Genomic DNA, 11,347 nt, shown 5'->3' with positions numbered 1-11,347 from the left:
CGAATTCGGGGAGAGCGGGCCGAGAATCTAGAACGGGCGATCGAATTTTACCTAGAAGCCCTAAAGGTCAGAACCCGCGAGGATTTCCCAGCGGATCATGCGATGACCCTCTATAATCTCGCCAACGTTTACAGTGACCGAATTCGAGGAGAGCGGGCCGAGAATCTAGAGAAGGCGATCGAATTCTACCGACAAGCCCTAAAAGTCAGAACCCGCAAGGATTTCCCCGTGCAATGGGCGATAACCCTCAATAACCTCGCCGCCGTTTACAGTGACCGAATTCGGGGAGAGCGGGCCGAGAATCTAGAACGGGCGATCGAGGCCTACCAGAAAGTTTTAGAAGTCTACACCCGCGAGGATTTCCCCGTGCAATGGGCCACGACCCTCAATAACCTTGCCAACGCTTACAGTAGGCGAATTCGGGGAGAACGGACGGAGAATCTAGAGAGGGCGATCGAATTCTACTGGCGAGCTTTAGAAGTCAGAACCCGCGAGGATTTCCCCGTGGCTCACGCGATGACTCTCTATAATCTCGCCATCGCTTACAAGAACCGAATTCGGGGAGAGCGGGCGGAGAATCTAGAGAGGGCGATCGAATCCTACCGGCAAGCTTTAGAAGTCTACACCCGCGAGGATTTCCCCGTGCAATGGGCAATGACCCTCCATAACCTCGCCAACGCTTACAGTGACCGAATTCGGGGAGAGCGGGCCGAGAATCTAGAGAGGGCGATCAAGTCCTATTGGCGAGCTTTAGAAGTCTACACCCGCAAAGATTTCCCTATCCAATGGGCAACGACCCTCCATAACCTCGCCAACGCTTACAAAGACCGAATTTGGGGCGATCGGGCCGAGAATTTAGAGAGGGAGATCGAATTCTACTGGCAAGCTCTAGAAGTCAGAACCCGCAAGGATTTTCCTCTCCAATGGGCAACGACCCTCAATAACCTCGCCGATGCTTACAAAGACCGAATTAGGGGTGATCGGGCCGAGAATCTAGAACGGGCGATCGAGTTCTACGGGCGAGCTTTAGAAGTTTACACCGCGAGGACTTCCCCGTGGATCATGCGATGACCCTCGATAACCTCCGCTGGCTACTAGATGCCGCGATGATCTCCGAAAACGTCCCGGAATCTCGATCGCCTTCCGAACTTCCGGAGACAGTACCGGTTAGGGGGCGGGATATCGGCGAAATTTCGTAGGTTACGGGGTCTCGCGCCCGCCTTGTCCCAACCCTTACCCGTTTTTCCGGTATTGTAAAAAACGGTTCTCTATCGCCCGTCCTATGAACGTCGAGTGGCAATCGGTCAAAGCTTTCGAGGATATCCTCTACCACAAATGGAACGGCATCGCCAAGATCACCATCAATCGCCCTCACAAGCGTAACGCCTTCCGCCCGAAAACAGTTTTCGAGTTGTACGCGGCTTTCGCGGACGCGCGGGAGGATTCGAGTATCGGCGTGATTTTACTGACCGGCGCGGGGCCGCACACCGACGGGAAATACGCTTTCTGTTCCGGGGGCGACCAGAGTGTACGGGGAACCGCGGGATATGTCGGCGATGACGGGGTTCCCCGGTTGAACGTTCTCGACCTCCAGCGTTTAATCCGATCGATGCCCAAGGTAGTTATCGCGCTGGTGGCGGGTTACGCCATCGGGGGCGGTCACGTTTTACACCTCGTTTGCGATCTGACCATCGCCGCCGATAACGCCATTTTCGGACAGACCGGCCCGAAAGTGGGCAGTTTCGACGGGGGATTCGGCTCCAGCTATCTCGCCCGTATCGTCGGACAGAAAAAAGCCCGCGAGATCTGGTTTCTCTGCCGTCAGTACACCGCGGCGCAAGCGTTAGACATGGGACTGGTGAACACGGTCGTACCCGTCGAGGACTTGGAAAAAGAGGGCGTTCAATGGGCGCTAGAAATTCTCGAAAAAAGCCCCCTCGCCATCCGTTGCCTGAAATCCGCCTTTAACGCCGACTGTGACGGTCAGGCGGGACTACAGGAACTCGCGGGCAACGCGACCCTACTGTACTACATGACCGAAGAGGGTTCCGAGGGAAAACAGGCTTTCCTCGAAAAACGTCCCCCCGATTTCCGGAACTATCCCTGGTTGCCCTGAGAGCGATCGCGCCGATACCGCTACAATAAATGCCCCGCCGTATGTTATGATGACGGGTGAATAACTATTTTCCGTATCCCGATACGGGGGATGTATTCAAGAGTAGTTCAGTTCGGTAACAGCGTTGGTTTCAAACAGAGGCGGTTTTTCCCTGATGATCTTGACTGGGTTGTGTCCGATCTCCTTCTCGAAGCGGTTTTGATATTGGGAGACAATCCATGACGATTTACGTTGGTAATCTGGTTTACGAGGTCACGAAAGAGGATTTAGAGGAGGTATTCGCCGAATACGGGAAGGTTAGCCGCGTGTATTTACCCGTCGATCGAGAAACGGGGAAAATGCGCGGTTTCGGTTTCGTGGAAATGTCCTCGGATGAGGAAGAGGCGAAAGTGATCGAGGCCCTCGACGGCGCGGAATGGATGGGACGACAGATTCGTGTCAATAAAGCCCGTCCGAAAGACGATAATTTCGGTGGGGGAGGCGGTGGCGATCGCCGGGGTGGCCGTCGAGATCGGTATTAAATCATCGGTAAAGGGCGAGGGAAATTCAAATTCTCTCGCCCTTATTATCGTTCCCCGGTTATCGGGTCGCGGTTTTCCGATTCTCGATCTTGTCGATCGCGAACGCGAGAACCAACCAGGCACCGACGACGAGTAGGGCGAACAGGCCGAAACGCGCGATCGACTCGACCACTTCGTGCAGGGGAAACAACCGCCCTAGAAAATAGGAAGCCGAGACGATAATCGCCGCCCAAACGGTCGCCCCGCCTAAATTACACAGGAAAAAGCTCGGATACGGCATTCGCGCGATTCCCGCCATCGGCCCGGCGAAGATCCGCAGGAGAGTGACGAAACGACCGAAGAAAACGGCTTGAGCGGCGTTTTTCCGGAATTTATCCCGCGCTTCCTCGATTTTGTTAACGGGAACGCGAAAAAACGTTCCGACTTTTACCAACAGCGGCCAACCTCCCGCGCGGCCGATCCAGTAGCCGAAATTATCCCCGATTACCGCCCCGGCGATCGTCACGGCCAGAACCAGCCAATAATCTAACTCACCACTCCCGGCCAGAAACCCGCCGACGATGGTGATCGTTTCTCCCGGAATGGGAATTCCCGTGTTTTCTAAGGCGATCCCGATAAATACCGCCCAATACCCATATTGACGGGCGATTTCTTGAATATTTTCTAAGGATAATAACTCTAGAGACATGAATCGTCTTGTTAACAAAGGTTTACGATTATTTTAAGCTATTTATACAGGAATTGAACAGGTAACGATGATGAGTTTTTCGGGTGGCGATCTAGCGGCGATCCGCGAGGGTCAGATCAAGGACTTGGGGGGGAAAAATCTAGCGGGGGTCGATCTCGCCGGCGCGGATCTCACCGGCGCGAATTTACGGGCGAATTTGCGGGGCGCGGATCTCACCGGCGCGGATCTCCGGAACGCGGATCTTCGCAATGCCGATCTCCGGGGCGCGATTTTACTAGAAGCGAGGGTGTCGGGGGCGAGTTTCGCGGGGGCGTTTCTCGCGGGCGCGGTCATGGAACATCTGGATCTCACCGGCGCGGATTTTCGCGGCGCGGACGCGCGGGGGACGGATTTTCGCGGGGCGATTCTATCGGGCGCGGATTTTACCAGCGCGAATCTAGCGGGGGCGGATTTTGCGGGCGCGGATCTAGAAGAGGCGATTTTCTTCGGGGCGATCGCGCGGGGGACGAATTTCAGTCGATCGAATCTTCTCTGCGCCAATCTCGATCGCTGTATCACCGACGGCGCGCTATTCGAGGCCGCCTGTCTGGAAGGAACTTCGATCGATCGCAGCGCGATCGTAAACCGTGAGGCGAAATAAACCAGTAAATTTATCGCTCTTTGTGAAATTATGTCCCTTAACAGCCAAAATTTAGCCCGTTACATCGAGGAAACGAACGGTATCTCGAAGCCGTGGTTACTGGTGCAGTTACGCCTTAAAAAACTACAGGAACGCCGCTCCGAACTTTCTCACGAGGAATATCTTCGAGAAATCGAGGATATTCAGGAAGATCTGATGAAGCTAGGAGAATGGTGGCTCGGAATCGAGGATGAAGTGTTTTAATGCGGAATTATCGAGGTCTGTACGGCCTGAAAACTCGTGTCTTTCCCGATCTAGGCATTAATATTTATTGCATTTCTTCTCGGAAAATCGCTTAATCTGTATTGACAAATTTGTAATCTTACATTAAGTGTTCACTCGCGATCTCGTGAAGTTTGCGACAATCGAAAGCAGTGATTATCCCCGTCCTGATTTCGGGAGCAACTGTAGGAGAGATCTTATGAAACTGGCCTACTGGATGTATGCCGGCCCCGCGCACATCGGCACTTTGAGAATCGCGAGCTCTTTTAAAAACGTTCACGCGATCATGCACGCCCCGCTAGGGGATGATTATTTTAACGTCATGCGATCGATGCTCGAACGCGAGCGCGATTTTACCCCCGTGACCGCGAGTGTGGTCGATCGAAACGTTCTCGCGCGCGGTTCCCAGGAAAAAGTGGTCGATAACATCGTCCGCAAAGATCGCGAGGAAACCCCCGATTTAATCGTCCTCACGCCCACCTGTACCTCTAGCATCCTGCAAGAAGATCTCCAGAATTTCGTCGAACGCGCGCGACTGGACGCAAAAGGCGACGTTTTACTCGCGGATGTCAATCATTACCGCTATAACGAACTACAGGCGGCCGATAAAACTCTATTTCAAATTGTAAAGTATTACCTCGATAAAGCGGCAAAAAAAGGGCAAATTCCCGAAAATAAAACGGAAAAACCCTCGGTTAATCTGATCGGGTTCACCACCCTCGGTTTTCATAACCAACACGATCGCACCGAATTAAAACGCTTGATGGCGGATCTGGGCATCGAGGTGAACGAGGTGATTCCCGAGGGCGCTTCGGTGGAAAATTTGAAAAATCTGCCCCGCGCTTGGTTTAATCTCGTCCCCTATCGAGAAATCGGCTTAATGACCGCCAAATATCTCGAAAGCGAGTTCGGAATGCCTTATGTGGATATTACCCCGATGGGAGTGGTGGAGACGGCGCGCTGTATTCGCAAAATCCAACAGGTAATCAACGAGCGCGGCGCGGGGGTAGATTACGAGGACTTTATCAACGAACAAACCCTGCACGTCTCTCAGGCCGCGTGGTTTTCCCGTTCGATCGACTGTCAGAACCTGACCGGAAAAAAAGCGGTCGTTTTCGGCGATAATACCCACGCCGCCGTGATGACGAAGATTCTCGCGCGGGAAATGGGGATTCATGTCGTGTTAGCCGGGACGTACTGCAAATACGACGCGGATTGGTTCCGGGAACAGGTGAGCGAGTATTGTGACGAGGTGCTGATTAGTGATGATAATGGGGCTATTGGCGACGCGATCGCCCGTATCGAACCGGCCGCCATTTTCGGAACCCAGATGGAACGTCACGTCGGTAAACGTCTCGATATTCCCTGCGGGGTGATCGCGGCGCCGATTCATATCCAGAATTTTCCCCTCGGTTATAAACCCTTTCTCGGCTACGAGGGAACCAATCAGATCGCCGATCTCGTGTACAATTCCTTCACCCTGGGAATGGAAGATCACCTATTGGAAATCTTCGGCGGTCACGATACGAAAGAGGTAATTACCAAGGGAATTTCCGCCGATTCCGATCTGAACTGGAACAAAGAAGCGACCGCGGAGTTACAGAAAGTCCCCGGTTTCGTGCGCGGCAAAGTGAAACGGAACACCGAGAAATTCGCCCGCGAACGCGGTATCGGCGAGATTACCCTAGAGGTGATGTACGCCGCGAAAGAATCCGTGGGAGCGTGAAAAGGCACGTAAAAAAACAAGAGGGTGGGTAACGAACCCGCCTTTTTTTTTCGATCGCTTTCCTACTGAAAAGGAAATCTATTCTAACGTAAGTCGCTAGTTATAAATCCTAGCTGGCCGATCCCCCTAAATTCCCCTTAAAAAGGGGGACTTTTTTTCATTTCTCCCCCTTTTTAAGGGGGGTAGGGGGGATCGAAATGAGAGTTTAGAGCGCGAGAATTGTAACTAGCGACTGGGTTATTCTAGAAGCTTTATCGGTAGTCGTTTTTAGCAAGTCTGTCTTGTTTTTTGAAATTCGGGATAGGTTAGCCGATCGGAATCTCCTCGCGCTCGAACGCCTGCTTCAATCGATAACGAAATGCCCGCTCCACGGTCCATTGTTTTGAGCGTTTGGTTTTGATCCAGAGCGAAATTTGCGTCCCGCTGGCACTAAGACACTCAACTCCAATCAAACTGACCGGTTCTAAAATATCTAATCGCCATTCCGGATCGCTGGCCATGTCTTCAGCGACTCGCTTCATGACTTGCATGGCGTAGGCAAGATCGGCATCTCGGGCGATGATAACGCTAAAATCTACCCGCGACCAGTCTTTGGTCAGGTTGCGAATCGTGGTAACTTGACCGTGGGGAATGGTAGTTAGGCTTCCTCCGTCACCGCGAATTTTAGTGCTTCGCAAACTGATCGCTTCGACTAGGCCCGTCGTATCGGCGATTTTGACCACATCTCCGACAGCGTAGTAATCGCCAAAAATAATGAGAAATCCATTTAACCAATCCCGCAGTAAATTTTGAAAGACTAAACTCAAGGCAACACTAAGCAGTCCGGCTCCCGTCCAAAGCGCTCCGATGGGAACTTGCTCCCAGTTGATTAACCAAGCAATAGCGAGGCACCAAGCGGTAAACTTAAGAATTTCGTTCAGACCACTGGCGAGAGTCGGGGTTCGCAAGATCATTCGTTGCATCTCGTCCGGTTTGATCGAGGCTTCTTCTACTAAGCTTTTTAAGCGTTGATTGACGAAAAAATGACTGATATTAGCCGCCGCCAGCATGGATAGAATAATAATGAACAATTTAAGGGTAAAAGCTATCAGGGTTTCTCCCCAACTCCGAGTCTCGGGAAAAGTGAGAAGAATTCCGGCAAGGCTTACCCCCCATACGACCAGTTGGATCAATCGTAGCGATCGACGCAGAAAAAGGTTGAGCATCTGTCGCTGTTTGAGGGCTTGTAACCGCTGAAAATTTTGGTTGATGTCACCGCCAGGAGTCGCGAGATCCAAAGACAGTTGCTCTTCGGCAGATTGAAGGAGTTGTTGTTTGCGCCGATCGAAAAGTGAATAGATCCAGCGGTGAACTCCGTATAACGCTAGACTAATGATTCCACTGGCGATACCGATCGAGGCCGCCTGAAAGATTTGGTGCTGACGAGCTTCCGGACGACGATCTTCCCGAGCTTGGAGTAAGGCTTGTTGGAGTTGCCAAGCCCAATTTTTAGCCAAAACAGAAACCGGTTTTCCCTCGAATTGACTATCGAGTTCTGTGACCGTTAGGATGATTTCTTGAATATTTTTCGTTGGATCGCCTGCCAAAATAACTGTCTGGCGATCTAGAGATGCCACCGTAACATAGAAGTTTTGCGGCGAAAAATCCCGTTTTAGAAGGCGATATATTGTTGTTTCAATGGACTCGATCCGAGCTTGTACGGGCGATAAATCCGTTGTCGTATTTCCGGACGTGACGTTGGCCGTAACTGGAAAAAGTTGCTTTCCATCCAGAGTAACATAACCGTATTCGATATTTCCCTGCCGCTCGATCGTTGCTTTGGAAACAAACCCCGGTACCAGAGCTTGAGCGGGTTGGTTCCCCTGAAAAAAAGCCCAATCTACTTGAGTGAGTAAAAATACCAAACTGACCAATAACAACCAGAAAAAGAATTCTCTCGCCATTGATGAGCCGTTCTGTCGTTTTGGAGTCATATTCTTAATTTTCACGGGTTAGAAATTATTTTTTTAAAGCATCGCTTCATCGAAATTAATAGATTTATTCGGAATTTCGTCTAAACTTTCGAGAAGATAGTGGGTTACGCGATCGCGAGCGCCGGTAGTTCTTAAACGCTCGCTCCCATTTTTCACACAGGCAATAAGATAATCTTTATCGTCTACTATTTCAAGAACCTGTCGGGCGGCTGGTTGAAGATCGTCGGCGGTGGCGGGGCCGGTGCCGACCACCCGCGCCGCTATCCCCGGCAAGCGGGTCCGGGATTCCGCGAGGGCGTAAGTAAACCGGGGCCCGTTGCCCGGAATTGGTACAGACTACCCGAGTTCGGGATAAGCCGGAACCGTGATTCTGACGTGGGCTGGAACCCTGATTCTCTCGTCGGAGTCCTGACGAAATCCCCTTCACCCGAACTGACATTAGAGAGGAAATTAAAAATGCCAACGATTACAACCGCGCGGTTCCCCGAAAAAAAAGCTCGCGACGGGCGCGAGCTAACAGTCTACAAATCAAGGATCGATCGAATTAACCGCCGACCTTAACCACGGGTTTAAAGCTGGGTACGACAAGCTCGCTATCCTGTTTCGTCAGCTTGTTGTATAGCCGTTCCGTATTCGGGAAATTCGCGGCCGGGAGGGTCGGGAAGCGACGGTAGGGAACCGTATCCTCGCCGAACAGTTGTAGGTACTCCAGGCTATTCACCATCGCGCCGATAAACGCTTTCAGTCCCTGCGTGGCCAGAATTTGATTGTATTTCTGAATCTCTTTCTGGTTGAGGGGAGCGCGACCGAGGAAGTGTTTCGTTCCCAGTTCGATCACCTTCGTGTTCGGATAGGGAGCGTAAAACTCTTTCAGGTACAGATCCGAGCAACCTAAGCCCTCGATAAACTCTTTCACCGTGATCTCGCCGTTGCTCAATTTACTCTCTAGAGCGGTAAATTCGGCGTTGATGATATAGGGATCGAGGTCGCGCTCGAAGATCTGACGGTAAGCGGCGCGGATGGTGTTACCCACGGCCACTTTATCCGCGGTGGTGAGCAGTTTGAAGATCTTCGTCTGGTCGCGTTGGGCGGTGACACCTTGCGCGATACGCGATTGAACGTCGGGTTCGGTGCGGAGTCCGGAGGGTTGACCGAGTTCGATAAAGCGAGGGGTTTCCTCTTTATCGACGCGTTTACCAATGTCTTCCCGGAGCGAACCGACACGGGTGCGTAACTGTAACCCTTGCGGGGTGAGATAACGCTCGTAGGGAACCGTATCTTCGCCGAAAGCCTCGGTGTACTCGGGGCTATCGATAATGGCATCGACGAGCGCGTAGAAGCCTTTTTTGGCGCAGAGATCGAAGTATTTGTTCATCTCCTGACGACCGTAGGTAGGACGACCTAAGAGACGACGGTGGATATACTCGATCGCTTTCACCACGTAGAACGGAGTCCAGTACAGTTTCCGGAACGCGTCCGACTTGGCGATCGCTTTGATAAACTCCCGCAGGGTGATCTCGCCGTTTTCCAGCTTGATCTCGGGAACGCTCAACCGTTGCCCCTCGTAGGGTAAACGTCCGAATACCTGACGATACGCGGCGAGAATCACTTTCTGCGTCGAGCTTTCGCCGAATTTCACGCCGACACCGTTGCTGGCTCCGGGTAACTCGTTGTTGAGGCGGATCACTTTCGCCCCGAGAGAACCGGGCTGTTCGCCACGGGCGGAGGGATTCCCGCGTTCGTTGTTGATGGCGGGGCCGCGGTGGATCAGGATACGCTTGGTATCCTTACCGAAGGGCGCGGGGCTGGCGCTGGGTTCGCGGGTTTCTTTCGGGAAGATCGCGCCGAATTGGATTTCCAGCGGATCGTTGCCCGAACCGTAAACGTGCTGATCGGGAAGGGGTCGATCGTACTTGGCGAAAGTGGTGATAAATTGGGGAACCTTGCGGAAGGGCGCGCTGTAGTTGAACAGGTCGATCTGCATTCCCCAGTTACGGCATTCTTGGGCTTCCGATCCCAGACCGCGCAGGTAGGGGACGGTTTCCTCGCCGAAATAGTCGGAATATTCTTGAGAATCCACGAGCGCGTCCACGAGAGCCGGGAGACCCCCATCGGAGACGATCGAGAAGTATTTCTGTACTTCCTCGCGCGAAGACGGCCCGCGACCGAGAAAATGACGGAAAGCCAATTCTAAAGCTCGGCTATTAATAAACGGTTCAAAAAATTGTTTCCGATACAGGGGGGATTTTCCGAGCCGACGGACGAACTCTTTCATGGAGATATCGCCGTTTCTCACCTTCGATTCCAGGTCGGAAATCGACTGGCTGTAGGCGCGGGTAATGTCGCGCTCGAAAATTTGCCGGTAAGCCGCCTTGATCACCGAGGATTTTTCGGATTCCGATAATCCCGGTTTCATCACGAACTTCTGGCGTTTTTCCGCCGCGTTGTAGTAGCTTTGCGGCAGGCTTAACCCTTGCTGGTCGCCACTGGGACGCTGACGGAGTTTATTATTGGGGGTGGGGGCTTTCAGTTCGCTCAAGAGAACGTTGAAGTAGTCACTCACCAGGCTCGCCGCTTCTTTATCGCGGGCGAAATATTCCAGGGACGCGGCGCGCATTTCTTGCAGGGCGACGATCGTGGCATCGATCGAGCAGGCGTTTTCCAGCACTTCCCGTAAGCCGCGGGTGTTGACCACGATAATGCTCGGATCGCCGGCAACGATCGCGTAGGTCACGTACCGCAGGAACCAGGAGAGATCCCGGAGGGATTTCTGCATATTGCTCGGCCCGTAGCGGGAAACGTTGATCGGGCGGAATCCGGGGGGAATCGGCCCGGTAGAGGCGAAAATCCCTTTCAATCCGCCGAATAATCCCCCGCCACCGCTTCCCCCGCTTTCCGCGTAGGTCACGGTTCCCAATTGCATCGCGTCGCGAACGTTCCCGGTTTTGCCGGCGCCGACCATCGCGACTTCTTCCACGGGAGGCTTCTCTAAATAAGCCATCGGCGATCCCCCGGTAAAGATCCGGTTGGCGGCGCGCGAGACGATCAGATCGGAATTCCGGGTGATGAGACCGGCGATGTCCAAACGCTTGCTCCCCGATTGGAAGTAGGCGATCAGTTCGTTGAGTTCGGACTTGGCCGGGAATCGGTCTTGTTGCTCCGCTTGCGTGATCGCGGAGACGGGAACCGTTTGATAGAGTTGGGGACGCGCTAAGGAGCTTCCACCGCTTGCCTTAAGACTCATTGGATTTTCACTATCTCCCTTGACGATGATTGCTGAGTTCTCCAATCGTGGAGGCGATCGGTCTTAAAACCAGATGTTTAAAAGTTAATCAGCATCTAGATTAAAACGTTTTGGACTTCCCGCGATAGTTTATTAAGTTTTGTGTAAATTTTTAGAGATAGCGAGGGGGCGGGAGCGT

General features: G+C 52.7%; 10 protein-coding genes. 6 read left to right on the top strand and 4 right to left on the bottom strand.

Features of this window, described 5'->3' with window-relative positions; all coding sequences use genetic code 11:
- From V0288_RS24330 to V0288_RS24320, 3 genes are all read left to right on the top strand, one after another.
- Nucleotides 1-1,071, top strand: a 1,071-nt coding sequence (locus tag V0288_RS24330; RefSeq protein ID WP_332867787.1) for a tetratricopeptide repeat protein, incomplete at its 5' end; no start/stop codon positions are given.
- A gap of 211 nt (nucleotides 1,072-1,282) precedes the next feature.
- Nucleotides 1,283-2,116 (top strand): 1,4-dihydroxy-2-naphthoyl-CoA synthase, encoded by an 834-nt coding sequence (gene menB, locus V0288_RS24325; RefSeq protein WP_332867786.1) that lies wholly within the window; start codon nucleotides 1,283-1,285, stop codon nucleotides 2,114-2,116.
- Between the two features lie 218 nt (nucleotides 2,117-2,334).
- A complete protein-coding gene (locus V0288_RS24320; RefSeq protein WP_332867785.1) occupies nucleotides 2,335-2,637 on the top strand; it encodes an RNA recognition motif domain-containing protein in 303 nt (100 codons plus the stop codon).
- Nucleotides 2,638-2,695: 58 nt separating this feature from the next.
- Here the strand turns inward: V0288_RS24320 and V0288_RS24315 are convergent, their stop codons facing one another.
- Nucleotides 2,696-3,325: a DedA family protein gene (locus tag V0288_RS24315; RefSeq protein WP_332867784.1), complete on the bottom strand. Its 630-nt coding sequence runs from the start codon at nucleotides 3,323-3,325 to the stop codon at nucleotides 2,696-2,698.
- 70 nt (nucleotides 3,326-3,395) lie between these two features.
- On the opposite strand from V0288_RS24315, the gene V0288_RS24310 reads away from it, so the two are divergent.
- From V0288_RS24310 to bchB, 3 genes are all read left to right on the top strand, one after another.
- The gene (locus V0288_RS24310) at nucleotides 3,396-3,965 is read left to right on the top strand and encodes a pentapeptide repeat-containing protein (protein WP_422662069.1); all 570 of its coding nucleotides are present in this window, start codon (nucleotides 3,396-3,398) and stop codon (nucleotides 3,963-3,965) included.
- A gap of 30 nt (nucleotides 3,966-3,995) precedes the next feature.
- Nucleotides 3,996-4,208 (top strand): hypothetical protein, encoded by a 213-nt coding sequence (locus tag V0288_RS24305; RefSeq protein WP_332867782.1) that lies wholly within the window; start codon nucleotides 3,996-3,998, stop codon nucleotides 4,206-4,208.
- 217 nt (nucleotides 4,209-4,425) lie between these two features.
- A complete protein-coding gene (gene bchB, locus V0288_RS24300) occupies nucleotides 4,426-5,952 on the top strand; it encodes a ferredoxin:protochlorophyllide reductase (ATP-dependent) subunit B (protein ID WP_332867781.1) in 1,527 nt (508 codons plus the stop codon).
- 305 nt (nucleotides 5,953-6,257) lie between these two features.
- Here the strand turns inward: bchB and V0288_RS24295 are convergent, their stop codons facing one another.
- The 3 genes from V0288_RS24295 to V0288_RS24285 form a co-directional block, all read right to left on the bottom strand.
- Nucleotides 6,258-7,925, bottom strand: coding sequence for a mechanosensitive ion channel family protein (locus V0288_RS24295; RefSeq protein WP_332867780.1), 1,668 nt, complete (start codon nucleotides 7,923-7,925; stop codon nucleotides 6,258-6,260).
- Between the two features lie 33 nt (nucleotides 7,926-7,958).
- Nucleotides 7,959-8,177, bottom strand: coding sequence for a hypothetical protein (locus V0288_RS24290; protein WP_332867779.1), 219 nt, complete (start codon nucleotides 8,175-8,177; stop codon nucleotides 7,959-7,961).
- A 292-nt stretch (nucleotides 8,178-8,469) separates the two neighbouring features.
- Nucleotides 8,470-11,169: a phycobilisome rod-core linker polypeptide gene (locus tag V0288_RS24285; RefSeq protein WP_332867778.1), complete on the bottom strand. Its 2,700-nt coding sequence runs from the start codon at nucleotides 11,167-11,169 to the stop codon at nucleotides 8,470-8,472.
- Nucleotides 11,170-11,347: the final 178 nt, after the last annotated feature.

It is taken from the genome of Pannus brasiliensis CCIBt3594 (assembly GCF_036688125.1).
GTDB lineage: Bacteria > Cyanobacteriota > Cyanobacteriia > Cyanobacteriales > Microcystaceae > Pannus > Pannus brasiliensis.
This window is presented reverse-complemented; position numbering and strand designations above follow the sequence as displayed.